12 protein-coding genes and 1 tRNA gene are annotated in these 18628 nt (G+C 67.4%); 8 read left to right on the top strand and 5 right to left on the bottom strand.

Translation table 11 applies throughout. The features are described 5' to 3' along the window. Positions 1-15: 15 nt before the first annotated feature. The 5 genes from ACEWQ0_RS07415 to ACEWQ0_RS07395 all read right to left on the bottom strand — a co-directional run bounded on the left by ACEWQ0_RS07415 (position 16) and on the right by ACEWQ0_RS07395 (position 6122). Positions 16-2046, bottom strand: a complete 2031-nt coding sequence (locus ACEWQ0_RS07415) for a S9 family peptidase (protein ID WP_476484972.1) — start codon at positions 2044-2046, stop codon at positions 16-18. A gap of 132 nt (positions 2047-2178) precedes the next feature. After that, positions 2179-3012 carry a M90 family metallopeptidase gene (locus tag ACEWQ0_RS07410; RefSeq protein ID WP_476484971.1) on the bottom strand — a complete coding sequence of 278 codons (834 nt, stop codon included), beginning with the start codon at positions 3010-3012 and terminating at the stop codon, positions 2179-2181. Between the two features lie 36 nt (positions 3013-3048). After that, a complete protein-coding gene (locus tag ACEWQ0_RS07405; RefSeq protein WP_476484970.1) occupies positions 3049-4116 on the bottom strand; it encodes a polysaccharide deacetylase family protein in 1068 nt (355 codons plus the stop codon). A gap of 2 nt (positions 4117-4118) precedes the next feature. Further along, on the bottom strand, positions 4119-4982 hold the full coding sequence (locus ACEWQ0_RS07400) for a glucosaminidase domain-containing protein (RefSeq protein WP_476484969.1): 864 nt from the start codon (positions 4980-4982) through the stop codon (positions 4119-4121). Positions 4983-5084: 102 nt separating this feature from the next. Further along, positions 5085-6122, bottom strand: coding sequence for a DUF2235 domain-containing protein (locus tag ACEWQ0_RS07395; protein ID WP_476482511.1), 1038 nt, complete (start codon positions 6120-6122; stop codon positions 5085-5087). A gap of 158 nt (positions 6123-6280) precedes the next feature. On the opposite strand from ACEWQ0_RS07395, the gene ACEWQ0_RS07390 reads away from it, so the two are divergent. The 8 genes from ACEWQ0_RS07390 to ACEWQ0_RS07355 all read left to right on the top strand — a co-directional run bounded on the left by ACEWQ0_RS07390 (position 6281) and on the right by ACEWQ0_RS07355 (position 18612). Then, positions 6281-6357, top strand: a tRNA-Arg gene (locus ACEWQ0_RS07390). Positions 6358-6603: 246 nt separating this feature from the next. After that, positions 6604-8847, top strand: a complete 2244-nt coding sequence (locus ACEWQ0_RS07385) for a phosphohexomutase domain-containing protein (RefSeq protein ID WP_476484968.1) — start codon at positions 6604-6606, stop codon at positions 8845-8847. A 64-nt stretch (positions 8848-8911) separates the two neighbouring features. Beyond that, a complete protein-coding gene (locus tag ACEWQ0_RS07380; RefSeq protein WP_476484967.1) occupies positions 8912-9820 on the top strand; it encodes a serine/threonine-protein kinase in 909 nt (302 codons plus the stop codon). Next, on the top strand, positions 9817-11865 hold the full coding sequence (locus tag ACEWQ0_RS07375) for a hypothetical protein (protein WP_476484966.1): 2049 nt from the start codon (positions 9817-9819) through the stop codon (positions 11863-11865). The genes ACEWQ0_RS07380 and ACEWQ0_RS07375 overlap by 4 nt, the downstream gene beginning before the upstream one ends. A gap of 112 nt (positions 11866-11977) precedes the next feature. Further along, positions 11978-13414: a DUF3375 domain-containing protein gene (locus ACEWQ0_RS07370; RefSeq protein WP_476482507.1), complete on the top strand. Its 1437-nt coding sequence runs from the start codon at positions 11978-11980 to the stop codon at positions 13412-13414. Further along, complete coding sequence (locus tag ACEWQ0_RS07365) at positions 13411-14007, top strand: DUF4194 domain-containing protein (RefSeq protein ID WP_476482506.1); 597 nt, start codon at positions 13411-13413, stop codon at positions 14005-14007. Before ACEWQ0_RS07370 ends, ACEWQ0_RS07365 begins: the two co-directional genes overlap by 4 nt. A 4-nt stretch (positions 14008-14011) precedes the next feature. After that, the gene (locus tag ACEWQ0_RS07360) at positions 14012-17401 is read left to right on the top strand and encodes an ATP-binding protein (RefSeq protein ID WP_476484965.1); all 3390 of its coding nucleotides are present in this window, start codon (positions 14012-14014) and stop codon (positions 17399-17401) included. Beyond that, on the top strand, positions 17398-18612 hold the full coding sequence (locus tag ACEWQ0_RS07355) for a DUF3322 domain-containing protein (RefSeq protein ID WP_476484964.1): 1215 nt from the start codon (positions 17398-17400) through the stop codon (positions 18610-18612). Before ACEWQ0_RS07360 ends, ACEWQ0_RS07355 begins: the two co-directional genes overlap by 4 nt. Positions 18613-18628 lie beyond the last annotated feature (16 nt).

Here is an 18628-nt window from a genome sequence, read left to right as displayed (position 1 = left end):
CTCGACCATCCTGGCTCAGTCTTCGTCGTAGCGCTCGAACCAGGCGAGGATATGCGCCACCTTGCTCATCAGCTGGGTGGGCCGATCGCTCAAGCCGTGCGAGCTGTCGGGAATGCGCACCAGCGCGGTGGGCACACCGCGCAGCTTGAGCGCCTGATAGTACTGCTCCGATTCGGGCATCGGCGTGCGGTAATCGGCCTCACCGGTCAGCAGCATGGTCGGTGTATTCACCTCGCCCACGCGCGAGATCGGCGAATAAGCCATATAGTGTTCAGGCGCCTCCCAGGGCATCGCCGGGAACCAGTACTTGGTGAAGAAGGCAGCGTTGTCGGCATACAGCGCAAAGCTGTACCAGTTGATGACCGGCTTGGCGACCACCGCGGCGCGGAAGCGATCGGTCATGCTGACCGCCCAGGCAGTCAGCACGCCGCCGCCGCTGCCGCCGGTGACGAACAGCCGCTCGCCATCGACATAGTCGCGGCCGACAACCGCGTCCACGGCGGACATCAGATCATCATGATCCTGCGAAGGATAGTTGTGATGAATCAGCTGGGCGAAGCGCTCGCCATAGCTGGTCGAGCCCCGCGGATTGACGTAGAGCACCAGATAACCGGCCGCGGCATACAGCTGCATTTCCGAGGCAAATCGCGGCCCGTAGTCCGAGTGCGGCCCGCCGTGAATTTCCAGAATCAGAGGGTAGGTCCGGTCGGGATCGAAATCGGCAGGCTTGACCAGCCAGGCCTGGATGCGCTCGCCGTCATGGCTGGACTCCACCCAGATTTCTTCGGCATCGGCAATGTCGCGCCCGGCAAACAGGACCTCGTTGATATGGGTCAGGCGCCGATTGTCGCCGTCACGCCCCACGGCAATATCGGCCGGGTGCGTCACGTCGGTCATCGGAAAGGCATAGCGGCCATCGCGGCTGACCGAAAAGCTGCCGGAACCATAAGGCCGGCTGTTGGAGACCCCGCCCATGTTGGCTGCAAGCTCGCGCATCCGGCCCTTCATCCCGGTATGACCCAGGCGGGTGACGCCCTCGCTGGTATAGCGGAAATACAGCCCGCCGGAGCGCCGATCCCAGACCGGCTGGCTGATCGGTCGATCCAGATCGGACAGCAGCTGGCGATACTCACCGCTCTTGCGCTCCAGAACATACAGATGCGACTGGTGGTAGCTCATGCGTTCGTCGTCGAAACCGGTAAACGCGATGTAGCGGCCGTTGGGCGACACGACAGGCGAGGAATGGCTGACCGCCCCCTCGGTGAGCTGCTCGATCTTGCCGGACTCCACGTCGAGCTGGTGGAGACGGGAGCGCGCGGGTTCCTGTTCGGCGTTGTCGCTCAAGTTGGCGGCAAACACCAGGTGCTGGCCATCGGGAGTCCACGCCGGGCTGCGGAAGTTGTGCGACCCTTCGGTCAGCTGCCGCGGCGCGCCGCCGGCGGCGGAGATCACGAACAGGTGGCGGTCACCGGGCTTGAGATAGCCGGCGCCGTCCTGACGCCAGTGCATCTGATCGATCACCCGCGCCGGCTTTGCCCAGTCAGCACCTTCGGGCTTGCGCGGCAGTTTGGCCATCGGCTCGGGGGGCGTTGCCACCAGCATGCTGAAAGCCAGCTTCGTGCCGTCGGGCGACCAGGTAATGCCTGAAGGCGCTGCCGGCAGCTGCGAAAGCCGGGCCGTCTGGCCCGATTCAAGCCACAGCACGTGCAGCTGGGCACCACCGGCGCCAGCGCGAACGAAAGCGACCCGCTTGCCGTCGGGCGAGATTCTTGGCGACAGATCGCGGTGCATGCCACTGGTCAACGGGCGGTGGTGGCTGCCGTCGGCATCGATGCGCCACAGGTTCGAGCGCCAGCGGTCAGCCTGGCGGTCACCGAAATTGCGCACGTAGACCACGGCTTCACCGTCGGGCGTGATCTGCGGCTGCGACGCCCACTCCATGGCGAAAAGGTCCTCCAGCGAGAACGGCGAAGCCAGGGCGGACAATGGCAGCAGGCAGGCAAGGAGAAACAGCGCGAGGCGTTTGGTGGGTAATTCTCGAGTCACGAAATCTCTCTTGGAGCGTCAAGTGGAGACGGTATCTTACGCCGAAGCGAACGCCCGCCGCCGCAAACCTGAAGGCCCGGCGGGCAGCCGCGGGCTCGTGTTCTCACCCCGCCCGGCAGCCTGTGGCGCGCATCACTCCTCTTGCTGTCGAATGGTCTCGTGCCAGGCAATCGGATCGACTCGAAAGCACTTCTGCAGCTCCGCATACAGCTCCGGGTGCTGCTGCTTGAGCTGGCGCGGCTGTTCATAGAACGTCTCCACCAGCACGGCAAAGAACTCGGCCGGTGCGCTGGCGCCATAGTGGTCTATCAGGGTGCGTGTGCCGGCGCTGGCCTGGCGCTGCAGCTGCTCGAACTCGCGCGTCATCACCCGCGCCCAGCTGAGGTAGTGCGAGCGCTGGTGCAGAATCGGCGCCCCGTCGACCGCACCGCCGGCACCGTCGAGCTTGTGGGCAAACTCGTGCAGAATCACGTTGTGGCCGTCGGTCACGTCGCGGCTGCCGGCCAGGGCCGAATCCCATGACAGCACCACCGGCCCGCGATGCCAGGACTCGCCCAGGCGCGCCTGCTTGCCCACCGACCGCACCAGGCCGTCGTAGCTTTCATGCCGGGCCACGAACGTGCTGGGGTAGAGATAAATGGTGGAGAAATTGGCGTACTGATCATGCGCCCGGTTGAGCAGCAGAATGCAGGCATTGCCGGCAATCGTCAGGCGCATCTCGTCGGTGACCTCCAGGCCCTGGAAGCCGGCGAAGGTCTTGTCGTGCAAGAACAGCCGGATATGCCCGTGCAGCTCTCGCCTGAGCGCATCCGGCAGACCGCGGTAGAGCGGCACATTGCGCTCGAGAATCTGCTGCCATTCAGGCGGCAGCGGCTTGCGGGAGATCTGTCGACGCCGATGCCGGCGCCAGCGCCCCCAGCCCCACCACGCCAGGGCGGCAGCGGGAATGAGCAGCAGAATTTCCATCAACGCATTGCCAGAGCGCCGGGCCCGGGGCAACGCTCAGTCGCGCACGGCATCCTGCACCCACTGAAAGGCATGCCAGTAATAGTCGCCGCTGCCGTCGGCCGCCGGCGCGGTGCAGTTGATCTTGTTGCGACCGGTCACGCCCTGGCCGTCCACTGCAATCTCCAGCCGATGTGGCTGCCCTGCGGTGAAAGTCGTGGCCAGCCGCTCGCCGCGGCTCGAGTAACAGGCCAGCTGCCCGTCACGATAACCCCCGTCGGCCAGCACCAGACGCAAGCGCTTGATCGGGCCGCGCACGCCGTCGCCCGGCGGCACCGGCCTGGCCTCGACCACCGGCAGCGCGCGCGAATTGACAGCCTGGGCGAATCGATCCAGATCATCAAAGCCGCTGGCCATCGGAAAGCGCGGCGCTGACAGGGCATCGGTCGTCGGGCCGACGGCGCCCGAGCGCTGCGTCAGGGCAAAGGCATGGCGTTCACCGACAATGGTGGCCAGCTCGGCCGAATCCTCGCCGTAGGGATAGGCGAACAGTTTCGATTTCGCACCGATCTCCGCTGAAATCCGGCGTTCGGCGCGCTCGATGTCGTCCGTCACGCGCGCGGCCCACTCGCTCCGGCTTTCATCTTCGGCACGCGCGATCAGGTGACCATGGCTGGCGCTGTGGTTGCCGATGACAACGCCATCGTCGTGCAGATCACGAAGCTGCTGCCAGCTCATGTAAGGCGAGTGACCGGCATCGACGGCATCGGTATTGACGAATACCGTGAACGGCCAGCCACGCTTGCTCAACATCGGCCAGGCTGTGGCATGAACCGACTCGTAGGCATCGTCAAAGGTTATCGCCACCACCCTGGCGGGCAGCGCCTCTTCGCCGCGCAGTGCAGCTTGCAGCAGACGAGGCAGGGGCCAGACGGCGAAATCATGCTCTTCGAGATAGTCCAGGTGTGCCTTGAAGCGCTCGGGCGTGACGCTGGTCGATGCGGGCGTCGCCTCGCTGACGTGGTGATAAAGCAGAACGACCCCGTGGCCATGATCTTCAGCCACGCTCACCGCCGGCAGCGCGCCGACGAGCACGATCATCAGCAGGGCAAGCAATCGTGTCATGATCAGGTGCCTCCGATAGCCGCTGTCGACGCCGCTGCGCCCGGCAAGTCGCTGATGGCCTGCCCGATCATGTCGCGATTGACGCGGATGATCTGCTTGATTTCATCGACGTAAGCCTGACGCCGCTGCGAGTAGCGAATCAGGCCGTCGGCCAGGGCAACGGCTCCCGGCTCGCGACCGGCCGCGCGCTCGGCCTCACGGATGCGGCGCAGGGGCAGATAGGAAGGGTGGGTATTGAGATTGTTGATGTAGCGCCTGACCGACTCGCTCACCGAATCAAACGCCGCCACCTCGTGCCCCGCATTGCGGTTACGCCGCTCCGGCACGATGCCGCAACCCGGCGCATAGCACCAGTGGCCGAACAGGTTGTTGCCCTCGCGCGCAAAGCGCGAACGGCCCCAACCCGATTCCTTGGCCGCCTGCACCAGCGCCAGAGAAACCGGCACGCTATCGACGCGACGCAGGAGCAGCGCCAGGGTTTCCTCGCGGGCATCTCCCGGCCAGCTCAGCTCGTACTCGGCCGCCAGATTCATCATCCAGCGGCGATCGAGCAGGCCCAGCCGGCGGTCGTCTTCCACTTTCGGCGCGATCTCGAGCAGGTGGCGGCGCTGGGCGAGCACGCGCTCGTTTTCAGCCGCGACAATCGGCGCGAGAAAACTGAAGAACGCCGCCTTGCGCTCGGCCACTTGCTCGATCTGACCAAAGTCGGGCAGCGTGGTATCAGCCTCCGGGCGCAACAACGCATACAGGCCGACCAGCCCAATGGCCAACAGCACCAGCCCTTCGCTGGCCCAGCGCGGAGGGTGCTGTCGGGCGACCACCGCTTCAGCAGCGGAAGAATCAATTTGTCGGGGCGCTTCATTCATGGTGACAGTCTGCCAGCAAACGCCGAAAGGCGAGCGTGGCGTAATGGTACGAGTCCGATAATCACAAGTGCGGGCGGCCGGCTTCCAGCGCAAGTCGCTGATTCAGGACGAGTCGGCCCGGCGCCGCAGGTGATCGCCGAGATTCGGCGGCCGGTAACGCTCGTCGCGGCGCCAGCGCCACTCGGCGGATGGGTCGACGTGCTCACCGCTGCGGGCGCCCGGCGTCGCCATGATCGGCCGATGCCAGGCGGGAATCAGCCGGAACAGACCCCGACGGCTGCGCGAAGGCCCGCTGAAAACATCCGGCGCGGTGTTGACCTCGTTGACGGCCAGGCCGCACTGCCGGGCCTGGCGCAGCATCCACTCGAAGGTGATCTCCGACAATCCCGTGCCGGGGCTGCCGCCGCCGACATCACCGTGCACGCCCACGAACCAGCGCTGCTCCATGGTCTGATCGCCTGCCTGCGGATGGCGCTGCCAGCGCGTGGCCCGGAAGTGGCGGCGCTTTTCGTCGATGGCCAGAGCGTGAAAGGCATGGCGCACCGTCGGCCCCAGGCGAGTGTCGTGAAACTGCACGCGACGGCTCAGCGGGCTCTTGTGCAGCAGCAGCGGGTTGCCCAGCGCGCCCACGGTGTCCCACACGCCAATGAAGTGAATCGGGGGCGGCTGGGGCCAGCTGTAACGCTGGCGAAAGCGCACGGCCTGCTTGCCATCGGGGTGCTTGAGCGGGGAGCGGGAGCGGTAGAGATCGAAGGCCTCGTCAATGCGGTCGTCGCATTCGCGCCTGACCACGCCGGCGTTGTAAATCATGCCGCCGAGGCTGCGCACGGTGAATGCGCCGCGGCTGTAGCCAAACAGGAACAGCTGATCTCCGGGCTCGAAATGCGCCACCACGAAGCGATAGGCGTCCTTGAGATTGGCCGACAACCCCCAGCCGGTCGCCCCGGCAAACCAGCGGTAGAGCCGGCTGCCACCGGCCCCCACGCCCGGGCCGTAGTAAACGCGCTGCTCGACACCGTCCGCATCGACCCCGACAACCGCCTGCGCCATTCTGGGAACATGCGTCGGCGCCGGCTCGCCGTTACGCTCACGATCCGCTGCACTCCAGGTGCCATCACAGCAGATGACGATCCGCTTCATGTTCTGCTCCCCGATCTCCCGCGAAGATGCTACGCCAGCGCCGCCATGGCGGCAATGGAATTCTTGCAGGCTTCCGATCCGGGGCGCGCAGGCATCTTGACCCCGGCACCCGATCAGCTGCTACTCTGGTATATCCTGCCGTCAACGCTGTCGACACTGCGCCCGTAGCTCAACCGGATAGAGCACCAGGCTTCGAACCTGGGGGTTGGGGGTTCAAGTCCTCCCGGGCGCGCCATCCTTGTGAGCCCCGACACCCGCGCCCCGTGCGGATACCGGGCAGCCGCGCGGGCGGTGCCCGTCACGACAGAGCCCCGAATCCTTCGCGCGCACGAGTACGCAAAGGTATTGGAGTCTTCCGCCCGCGGCTGGCATAATGCTTTGGCGGCAACTTCTCAAAGGGGAGCAAGTGCCGTGATGGAGCACACAGATGCCCGGATGGCAGTCATCCGCCCCGGGCGCACCGCAAGGGGAGTGACAAGCCGTGAACCAACGGCCGCGGGGACAGGAGTCTTCCATTCCGGACTCGATCACCAACCTGATCAGGCTGGCCAGCCTGATCGCCATTGCCCTGGGGCTGTTTGCCGCTGCCCTCGGCGCCACGGCAGCGTATCTGAATCTTTCCACACAGCTGCAGCTGGAACGATCCGAGCGCGCGGCGCTGGCGCAGGCCGACCGCATCGCCGAAGTCCTCGCTGGCGTCCACACCAGCCTGCGCGACGCCAGCGTGGTGGATACCGCGCGCAGCGGCAATGCGGACGCGCTGCGCTCGGCCCTTCGCCAACGCGGCGTCAATGGCATCGTCGATGTCCGGCTGCTGCCGGCCAGCGTGGACGCCATTGCGCTGAGCGCGCACATCGACCTGGACTTTGCCGCCGCCGAGCTGGTTTTCGAAGCAATTCGCCAGCCGCGCGCAGAAAGCCGCGTGCTGCAGCCGGGCACGCCCGCAGAGAGCCTGGCCTTTGCCCAACGCCTGCCGGGCGAGGGCGATGTCGTGCTGCTGCGACAGACGGTAAGCGCCCTCACCCGCCTGCTGCACGACAGCGACCAGCTCGACTTCATCGCCCTGGCTCAGCAAAACGACGGCCGCAAGATCCCGCTGGCCGTCCTCGGGCGCTCGACCGCCGCGCCGATCCGCGAGATTCCAATCGCGGGCAGCCATCTTCTGCTGCAGTGGAACCGGGCGCTGTTCGGCGCGCCGTTGGACAACCGGATGGCAGTGATCATCGGCTGCGCCGGCATCATCGTTCTGATGCTCGGGCTGCTGTTGCGGCGGCGCACCCGCCTGGCGCAGGTGCTGAGCGCCGGGCGCAGGCCCGAAACACGACCGGCGCCGGAACCCGAGCCTGCGGGGGCACCCCGGTCGGCACACGACACCGTCGTGCTCGATGCAAGCGGGCGCGGGCAAGCCAGCGACGTCGCGGCAGCCGCAGCGCAGCGCAGCGATTGGCAAGCGCCTCCGGACCACACGCAGGCGCCCGACCCCGATGACCCCGGCCTGCCGGAGTGGCTGCGCGACGGGCAGGATGAAGACCTCGATACCCTGCTGGCGGCGCCGGATGAAGCCGAACAAGCGCACTCAGATCACCCACCGGATGCCCACAGCCTGCCCTCGACCCTGTTCGCCGACGACGGCATCCACGGCGTCGCCGGGCAGGAATTCGATCCGCCGGCCGCGCGGCTGCTCGGCGGCGCCATCGCCGCGGCGGCCGCCGAGCGCAGCATTCAGCGCCTGTATGTCGCCCACGACGGCCGCGAGTCCGGGCCGGTACTGCTCGACCACCTGACCGAAGGCCTGCACCGCGGCAACATCGAAGTCATCGACCTGGGCGCCTGCCCGGCACCGCTTGCCTGGTTCGGTGCCATGCACACGCGCAACGCCGGCGCCGTGGTGCTGACCGGGGGCGAGCGGCCGGAAGAGGTCAACGGGCTGGAAATCGTACTCGACGGCCACTGGCTCGACGCCCACGATCAACAACAGCTTCTGCAACGCAGCCGCCAGGGCAACCCGGCCACAGGCGCCGGCCAGCCCGGCGGCGTCGAAGCCGGCCCCGATGTCGGCGTAGAAGCCTACAGCGAACAGCTCGCTGCACGTTACCGACTCGACTACCCGCTGCGGGTCGTACTCGACTGCGGCAACCCCGTCAACGGCGCTATTGCGCCCCGGCTGCTCGAGGCCCTGGATGTGGACGTGATCGCGCTCAATTCCGATGCCGAAACCAATCCGGCCGAGGTAGGCGACTTTGCCGGCGGCGAACGCGAGCGCGACCTGAAGCTCTGTGTCTACAACTTTGCTGCTGACCTGGGCATTGCCCTTGACCGTACGGGCAGCCGCCTGCGGGTGATCGACTCCGAAGGCGAGCCGGTCACGATGGCCTGCCTGGGCGCGCTGCTGTTGAACGACCTGGCCGCGGCAACCGAACAACCGGTGGTGGTGGCCGAACCCGAGCTGTGCGCCCGGCTGGCGGCCGCGGTCACGAGCGACGCCGAGCTGGTGGCCTGCGAAGGCAACCGGGTTGCGCTACATCAGCAGATGCGTGAGCACGGCGCCGCGCTGGGCCTGCACGCCGACGGCTCGGTACTCTACGCCGCCGACTGGCACGGCCTGCCCGACGGCCTGCATGCTGCCGCCTGGCTGCTTGCAATTCTTGGCGCCGAAGATCGCACCACTGCCGAAACCCTGCAGCTGGTGGGCCATGGTTCGCGCCATGGCCGCAACAGAATGTGATGCACTTCCCATGTCTGGCGCGTTAATATGAGAATTATCGGATCTTTCTCGGGAAGCGTCGGCCTTGAGCGAAATCAGCGACCACGACTACACGCCGGCCATCGGGCGCAGCTTCGGCAATTTCGTTGTCGTGCGCGAGCTCGGTCGCGGCACCATGGGCGCGGTCTTCATCGGCTATCAACAGTCGCTCAAGCGCCAGGTGGCCATCAAGCTGCTGCCCAAGGCGCTGGCCCGCAGCGAGCTCGCGCGCCGACAGTTTCGCGACGAAGCCGAAACGGTGGCGGTACTCTCGCACCCGCACATCATCACGATTTTTGAAAGGGGGGAGGACGACGACTATTTCTACCAGGCCATGCAGCTGGTCGAAGGCGACGACCTGGCAAGCCTGCTTGGCAAGCTGGCGCGCCATCCGGTACCGCACCGGCGGGTGCTGCCGCTGCAGCACAGCGTGCGCCTGATCAGCGAAATTCTCGACGGCCTGGAGTTCGCTCACGAAGAAGGCGTGATCCATCAGGACCTCAAGCCCGCCAATATTCTCATCGACCATCGGACCGGCCGGGCGCTGATCGCCGATTTCGGCATCGCCAAAACGCAGCAGATCGAATACTACGCCCGCGGGCTGGTCGTGGGCACGCCACAATACCTGTCGCCCGAGCAGGCCGCCGCCGGCGACACCGATCGGCGCAGCGACATCTACTCGGCCGGCGTCATGCTGCTGGAGATGCTTGTCGGGCACCTGCCTGTTCGCGACGAATCCGGTCGCGACACCGTACTGCGCAAGATCAGAGCACCTGACAGCTTTTTCCCGGAACCCTTCCAGAACTGCGCGCCAACCATCGATCGGGTCATGGCGGGCATCCTGGCCAAGGCGACCGCCGCCGACCCGGCGCAGCGCTATATCAGCGCCCGGGCCTTTGGCCAGGCCGTGCAGCGCTGGTTCCAGTCACGGCAACCGCGGCGGGCGGCGCCGTGAACCCCGATGCCGCCCACCCGCTGGATGCGCGCAGCGCCGAACTGATCGCGCGCCAGCTCAACTCCGCCTACATGAACGCCAGCGGTTTCGGCGTGGACCATCCCACCACCGAGCGCGCGCTCGAGACCTTTCATGCCTCGCTGTCGCAGGCGCTACACAACGACGAAGCTCTGTCGCTGATTCTCGACCGCGGCCGTCTGTTCATCGAAAAGCACCCCGTCGGCGCCCGCTTCAACCCCAGGCGCATGGTCGACACCCTCAACCAGGCCGGACTGGAGTCGATCACCTTTCAGCGCGGTTTCACTGCGGCCGACGCCAAGGCGCTGATCGCCACGCTCGATCGGCTGCCGGAATATCCGTCGCTCGCCGCCGCCGAAGCCGACCTGAAAACACGTCAGTCCGGCTGCATCCGCTTCAACTACATCGTCTATCGCAAGGTCACCTCCGACCAGAAGGTGGTGACCAGTGGCGAGGCCGCAACCGAGCCTGCCGAGCCGGCCGCAAGCGCCCCCCCGGGCCTGCGGGAAGCCTTCTCCGGCGAGCGCGTGCTCGAACAGCTCGATTCGTTCTTCGCGTTCGGCGACATGGCCGAAAGCCCCGACACGGCAGCCGCGCGGATCGACTCCAGCCCGAGTGAAGACGAAGACCATCGCAGTCGCCTGGTCGCGCACCTCAAACGCCTGACGCGCGAAATCGAAATGGGCAGCGACGATGCCGAAGGCCTGTCGCCCGAACAGCTGTTTACCGCCATGAGCACGCTCAGGCAGCGGCTGCGCCAGACCGTGAGCACGCAGGAGGATATCGATCGCATCATGGCCGAAAGTGGCGAAGTGGTCAGCGAAATGGACGAGCTGACCTACTCGACCCTGGTGCGCCTGGTGCGCGAGGAATACCGCAGCGGCGGCTTTTCGGTGCAGCGCATGGCCCAGATCATCAACCGCATGCTGCCCGATGCCAGCGACCTCAAACGCTTGCTGCCGCGGCTGCGCCAAGGGCTGCTCGAAGAAGGCATGCCGCTGCAGCAATACACTCGGCTGGTTCACGAGCTTTCAAAGGAACTGCGCAGCGAGCAGCTGCTGCGCGCTCTGGCCTCGGGCGCCGAGGACGTCGGCATGGAGGTCGACGACATCGTCAAGCACATCCGGCAGGACCCCACCGAAGCCGCTCGCCTGCTGGTGCTGGCGGGCGAGCTGCGCCAGGGTGGGGCCGGCGACAGGCAGCAGCTGTCGGCCGCCTTCACCGACTATATCGAACGCGTCAGCCGGCAGCTGGCCCTGACCCAGGCCAGCCCGGATCAGGCCATCGCACCCGACAGCGTGAGCAGCCAGCTCGAGCGCGTTCAAGGAGAGCTGATCGAGCAGATGCGCCACGGCGGCCTGGGCCCGGAAGCTGCACAGCAGCTACAGGCTCAGCTGCGGCAGCGCAACCCGCAGCCGAGGGCGGCGGTGGGCGAGCAGGCACGCGCGCAGACGCCCCGACAGCAAGCCGCCGCCCCCGAAACCGGCCGCCGGACAGAAGAGCGCCGGGCCAGCCTGCCGGCCAGCGTGCTCAGCGTCAGCAATACCGCATTGTTTCTCAAGCATCAGGCCCGGGCGGCCCAGCGCTATGGCAACCCGTTTTCCGCCATCAAGGTCCTCGTCGAGTGGCTGCTGCCTGTCGAAGGCGGCACTGCCAGACGCCCGCGTGATGGCGACATCGAAGAAGTCCTGCCCGAGCTCTACTACCGCATCACGCGCCTTGCCCGCGATCTGGATCTGATCGGCTCGCTGGAAAAAACCCGGCGCGCCGTGCCCTTCATCATCCTGCCCATGACCGGGGAAGAGGGCGTCAGGGTTTTTCGCCGGCGCCTGCTCGACGTGCTCGCGGAGTTCCCCTTCCGCCTCGAAAGCGGCGCGCATACGCTCGTCTGCACCGTCACCGTCGCCAGCTTCGACAGCAAAACCGACCGCAACGCCAACGCCTTCCTGCAGCGCCTCAATCAGATCCAGCTCTCCACCCGCACCGCCCCCACCCAGCCGGCTCAGAACCGGACAATGCCCGAATGACTCGCCAGCAATATTTCAAGTAGCCGTCGCGTCGACGGGGTTGACCACGCCAACACGACCATGGCGCTGCGCCCGGTCACGACCCGACCGCGGCCTGCTCTAGAATGCGCACATGGACTTCGATGCGCTGAACAACCTGCGCGACGCCCACGGCGGCTGGCGGCTGCTGCTGGCCGATCACGCGCCGATGATCATCAGCTTTCTGCACCACTGCTTCATCGAGTCGAACGTGCGCGCCATGAGCGAGGGCGAGCTTGTCACCCGCCTGGACGACCACCTTGCCGGCATCCGCGAGGTGGCCGGCGAGGACCGCTTTCCGCGCCCGGCGCTGGCCTACCTGAGCGACTGGGCGGACGACCGGCGCGCCTGGCTGCGGCGCTACTACACCAGCGACAGCGACGAGGCCCACTACGACCTGACGCCGGCCGCCGAGAGCGCGATTCGCTGGCTGTCCGGCCTGGAGCAGCAGCAGTTCGTCGGCGCCGAGTCGCGCCTGATGACGGTGTTCGACCTGCTCAAGCAGATCGTCAGCGGCGCCGAGACCGACCCGGCCGCGCGCATCGCCGAGCTCGAGGCCCGGCGCGAGGCCATCGACGCCGAGATCGAGCGCATCCGCGGCGGCGAGCTGTCGTTGATGGACGACACCCAGCTCAAGGAGCGCTTCCTGCAGATGGCCGACACCGCCCGCGCCCTGCTGGCCGACTTTCGCCAGGTCGAGGACAACTTCCGCCGGCTCGACCGCCAGGTGCGCGAGCGCATGACCTGGTTCGAAGGCGGCAAGGGCGAGGTGCTCGAAGAGGTTTTCGGCGAGCACGACGCCATCGCCGACTCCGACCAGGGCCGCAGCTTTCGCGCCTTCTGGGATTTTCTGATGTCGCCGGCCCGCCAGAACGAGCTCAGCGAGCTGCTCGAGAAGATCTTCGAGCTCGAGGCGGTTGTCGAGCTCCGGCCCGACCGCCGCCTCAAGCGCGTGCACTACGACTGGCTGGAGGCCGGCGAGGTCACCCAGCGCACGGTCGCGCGGCTGTCCGAACAGCTCAGGCGCTTTCTCGACGACCAGGCCTGGCTGGAAAACCGCCGCATCATGGAGCTGATCCGCAGCCTCGAGCGCAAGGCCGTGGCCGTGCGCGAAAAGCCGCCGCGCCGGCTCGACCTGCGCCTGGACATGCCCGTGCCCGAGCTCGATCTGGTCATGGACCGGCCGCTGTTCAGCCCGCCGCTGCGCCCCGACATCCAGGACGAGGTCGAGCTGGCTGACGACCGCCTGATCGACGCCGAAGCGCTGTTCGACCAGACCCATGTCGACCGCCAGGCGCTGGAGGCCGGCATCCGCCGCGCCCTGCAGGATCGCGACCAGATCAGCCTGGCCGAGCTTCTCGACCGCCAGCCGCTGGAAGAAGGCCTGGCCGAGCTGGTCACCTATCTGGCGATCGCCACCGACGACGACGGCGCGCTGATCGACGATGACCACACCGAGACCGTCACCTGGACCCGGGCCGACGGCCGACGGCGCCGCGCCCGGATGCCTCTGGTAGTATTTTCGCGATGACCGACACGCACACCACTCCGGCGCCCGATCCCCGCCTGTCGCTGCCGCTGATCGCGCTGTTCAAGGGCGTGCTCTACGCCGACCAGAGCCACGAGAACTGGCAGAACCTGCTCGAGCGCCAGGCCGCCATCGCCGATCACGTGGCGGTGCTCGGCCTGGAGCTGATCGTCGACGAGGCCGAGGGCTACGCCTTTCTGCGCCAGCAGACAGACGAGGATCGCGAGACCGAGCTGCCGCGGCTGATGGCGCGCCGGCAGCTGAGCTATCCGGTCAGCCTGCTGCTGGCCCTGCTGCGCAAGAAACTGGCCGAGCACGACGCCGGCGGCGGCGAGCTGCGCCTGGTGCTCTCGCGCGAGGAAATCGTCGATCTGGTGCGCCTGTTCCTGCCCGATTCGGCCAACGAGGCCAAACTGATCGACCGCGTCGGCATGGACATCAACAAGGCCGTCGAAATGGGGTTTCTGCGCCGGCTCCGGGGCCAGGACAACCAGTTCGAGGTCCGCCGCATCCTCAAGGCCTACGTCGACGCGCAGTGGCTCGGCGAGCTCGACGCCCGCCTGGGTGAATACGCCGAACACGCGGCACGGGACTGACGCCATGGAAGGACTGGCACTGGATTTCGCCACCGACGACGCCCGCGCCGGCTACCGCCTGCACCGCGTCGAGCTGCTCAACTGGGGCACTTTCGACCGCCAGGTCTGGCAGCTCACGCCCGACGGCGACAACTGTCTGGTCACCGGCGATATCGGCTCGGGCAAGTCCACGCTGATCGATGCCGTCACCACGCTGCTGGTACCGGCCCAGCGCATAACCTACAACAAGGCCGCCGGAGCCGAGTCGCGCGAGCGCTCGCTGAGATCCTACGTGCTCGGCCACTACAAGTCCGAGCGCGGCGAGTCCGGCCTGTCCGCCCGCCCGGTAGCGCTGCGCGACCACAACAGCTACTCGGTCATTCTCGGGCATTTCTACAACGAGGGCTTCGACCGCCACGTCTGCCTGGCCCAGGTCTTCTGGGTCAGCGACAACCGCGGCCAGCCCGAGCGCTTTTACGTGGCCGCCGATGTGCCGCTTTCGATTGCCGAGCATTTTTCCGGTTTCGGCCACGACCTTAAAGACCTGCGCAAGCGCCTGCGCGGCCTCGATCACGTCGAGCTGCACAACGCCTTCCCGGCCTACGGTGCCAGCCTCAGGCGCAAGCTCGGCATCGGCAGCGAGCAGGCCCTGGAGCTGTTCAACCAGACCGTGTCGATGAAGTCGGTCGGCAACCTGACCGAGTTCGTGCGCGAGCACATGCTGCAGGCCGCCGATACCGGGCGGCGCATCGACGAGCTGATCCGCCACTTCGAGGATCTCAACCGCTCGCACGAGGCGGTGCTCAAGGCGCGCGCCCAGATCGAAACGCTCACCCCCATCGTCGCCGACGCCGACGACCACGCCGCGCGCAGCGAGCGCGCCGAGACGCTGCGCGGCTGTCGCGAGGCGCTCACGCCCTGGTTCGCCAGCCTGAAAATGGAGCTGCTCGAGCACCGGCTGGCCGACCTGGCGCGCGAGCAGGCCAGCGCCGCCGACAAGGTCGAAGAGCTCAAGCGCCGCCGCGGCGAGCAGCGCCGCCAGCGCGACGAGCTGCGCCAGGCCATTGCCGAGCACGGCGGCGACCGGCTCGAACGAATCAGTGAGGAAATCGAGCGCCGCCGCGCCGAAAAGGCCGAGCGCCGGCACCAGGCCGAACGCTACCAGGCGCTCATCGGCCCGCTCGATCTGCCCGCCGCCCGCGATGCCGACACCTTCCGCGACAACCGCGGCAAGCTGCTCGCCCTGCGCGAGCAGGCCGAGGCCCGGCAGGCCGAATACCAGAACGAGCGCACGGATCAGTTCGTCGCCGTGCGCGAGCTGCGCGCGCAGCACGCCGATATCGACGCCGAACTGACCTCGCTGAAGGCCCGCCGCTCGAACCTGCCCGCGGCCATGCTCGCGCTGCGCGACAAGCTGTGCCAGGCGCTCGGCCTGGCGACCGACGACCTGCCGTTTGCCGGTGAACTGATCCAGGTGCGCGACGACGCGCGCGACTGGGAAGGCGCCATCGAGCGTTTGCTGCACAACTTCGCGCTGTCGCTGCTGGTGCCCGACGAGCACTACCGCGCCGTGGCCGAATGGGTCGATGCCACCCGCCTGCGCGGCCGGCTGGTCTACTACCGGGTGCGTGAAGCGCGCGCGGCCGGCCACGATCGGCCGCATGCCGACGCGCTCAGCCGCAAGCTCGATATTCGCAGCGACAGCGGCTTTTACGCCTGGCTCGAGCGCGAGCTCGAGCGCCGCTTCGATCACGTGTGCTGCGACGACATGGATCGCTTCCGCCGCGAGGCCCGGGCGATCACCCGCGCCGGCCAGATCAAGACCGGCGGCGCCCGCCACGAAAAGGACGACCGCCACGCCATCGACGATCGCAGCCGCTACGTGCTGGGCTGGAGCAACGAAAGCAAGATCCGCGTGCTGGCCGCGCAGCGCAACGGGCTGGAGAAGCGCATCCAGGAAGCCGCCGACGGCATCGCCCGGCTCGACGAGCAGCTCAAGGCCGTGAGCGAGCGCCTGGGCGACATCAGCCGGCTGGAGATGTTCGAGGACTTCCAGCGCCTCGACTGGCACGAGCCGGCCGCTCGCATCAACGAGCTGGAGGTCGAATACCGCGCCCTGCGCGAGGAATCGGACGTGCTCAGAACCCTGCGCGCGCAGCTCGACGAGCTGGAGAACAAGAGCGAGGAGACCGAGCAGCGGCTCGAAAAGCGCCAGAAGCAGCTCAATACCGCCGAAGAGCGCACCCGCGACGCCGAGGACCGCCGGACCGAGGCCGGGCGGCTGGTGGCCGAACTCGAAGAGTCCGAGCGCAGAATCTGGTTCGAGCAGCTCGCCGCGCTGCGCGAAGACGCCTTGGGCGAGCAGGCTATCCTTCTCAACGGCATCGCCGCGCGCGAGCGCGAATTCCGCGCCTGGCTGACCGCCGGCGTCGACCGCGAGGACAAGGCCATCGGCCGGCTCAACGACCGCATCATCCGCGGCATGCAGGCCTTCCACCACCAATGGCCGCAGCAGGCGCGCGAGGCCGACATCAGCGTGGCCGCAGCGGCCGAATACCGCCGCCTGCTCGAGAGCCTGCAAAGCGACGACCTGCCGCGCTTCGAGAAGCGCTTCAAGGAGCTGCTCAACGAAAACACCATCCGCGAGGTGGCCGGTTTCCAGGCGCTCTTGCACCGCGAGCGCGAACAGATCCGCGAGCGCATCGAGACCATCAACCGCTCCCTGCACGAGATCGACTACGAAAAGGGCCGCTACATCCGCCTGATGGCCGAAACCGCCGCCGATGCCGACGTGCGCGAGTTCCGGCAGAAGCTGCGCGCCTGCACCGAGGGCGCCATTACCGGCTCGGAAGATACCCAGTACTCCGAGCAGAAGTTCCTGCAGGTGCGCGACATCATCGACCGCTTCCGCGGCCGCGAGGGCACCGCCGAGCTCGACCGGCGCTGGACGCGCAAGGTCACCGACGTGCGCAACTGGTTCGTGTTCTCGGCCTCCGAGCGCTGGCGCGAAGACGATAGCGAACACGAGCACTACGCCGACTCCGGCGGCAAGTCCGGCGGCCAGAAGGAAAAGCTGGCCTACACCGTGCTGGCCGCCAGCCTGGCCTATCAGTTCGGGCTGCAGTGGGGCGAAAAGCGCTCGCGCTCGTTCCGCTTCGTGGTCATCGACGAGGCCTTCGGGCGCGGCTCGGATGAGTCGGCCCGCTACGGCCTGGAGCTGTTTGCCCGGCTCAACCTGCAGCTGCTCATCGTCACGCCGCTGCAGAAGATCCACATCATCGAGCCCTTCGTGTCCAGCGTCGGCTTTGTCCACAACCCCGACGGCCAGCAGTCGATGCTGCGCAACCTCAGCATCGAGGAATACCGCAAAGAGAAAGCGGCGCGGAAGGCGCCTTCTCCGACGCCGGCGTCGTGAGCGGCTGGACCACCCCGAAAGACCTTGTCGCCCAGGTGCAAAAGCACTGGAACTCGGGCCGGCTGCTGGCCGAGCGCCTGGACCCCGAGCGCGCGTTGTTCCCGCTCAGGCTGCGCCTGCGAAAACCCGTTTCGCGCGATCTCACCGACCGCTTCGATGCCGTGCGCGACTGGGTCGGCGAGCTGAGCGAGCAGGCAAGAGAACGCCGCGGCCACGGCTACGAAATCCAGTGGCGCAGCATCAACCACCGCACGCTCGGGCGCAACGAACTGCCCGGCGCGATCGTCGTGCCCGCCGCCGACGATGCCCTGCGCCTGATCGGCAAGACCCGCCAGGCACGCCAGTTCGACGCCCTGGCCGCCGATCTGCTCGCGGAATTTCCCGAGCTGCGCGGCTGGCTGATCCGGCGCCCGCTCGAGGCCCTGCGCCGCGCCGAAGAATGGCCGCGCCTGAAAGCCGTGCTGCGCTACTTTCGCCGCCATCCGCGCCCCGGCGCCTACCTGCGCCAGCTCGACATTCCCGGCGTGGACACCAAGTTCATCCAGGCCCGGCGCGGACTGATCGGCGAGCTGCTCGACGCGACCCTGCCCGGGGAGGCGATCGACACCGACGCGACCGGCGCGCGCCGGTTCAACCGCCGCTACGGCCTGGCCAGCCGCCCGGTGCTGGTGCGCTTTCGCATTCTCGACCCGGCGCTGGCGCTTGCCGGCCTGACCGACCTGTCGGTGCCCGCGCCCGAGTTCGCCGGTCTGGATCTGGCGGTCGACGAGGTCTTCATCACCGAAAACGAAATCAACGGCCTGGCCTTTCCCGACCATCCACGCGCGATCGTCATCTTCGGCCTGGGCTACGGCCTGGAGCGCCTGGCCGGCATCGACTGGCTGGCACGCGCGCGCTGCTGGTACTGGGGCGACATCGACACCCACGGCTTCGCCATCCTCAACCGCCTGCGCCACTATCTGCCCCAGGCGCGCTCGTTTCTGATGGACCGCGCCACCCTCGACGCCCACCGCGAGCTGTGGGGCCGGGAGCCGGAAGATCATCGCTTCATCGGCGAGCTCGACCGCCTCAACGACGCCGAGCAGGCGCTCTATCAAACCCTGCGCGACGACCGCCTGGCCGAGCGCCTGCGCCTGGAGCAGGAGCACGTGCGCTTCGCCTGGCTGCAAGAGTTTCTGGCCGGCATTCCGAACCGTTCCCCGGGCGCCTGAATCACAGCGCCTCGGT

The sequence above is a fragment of the Wenzhouxiangella sp. YN9 genome, from assembly GCF_056324165.1.
This window is presented reverse-complemented; position numbering and strand designations above follow the sequence as displayed.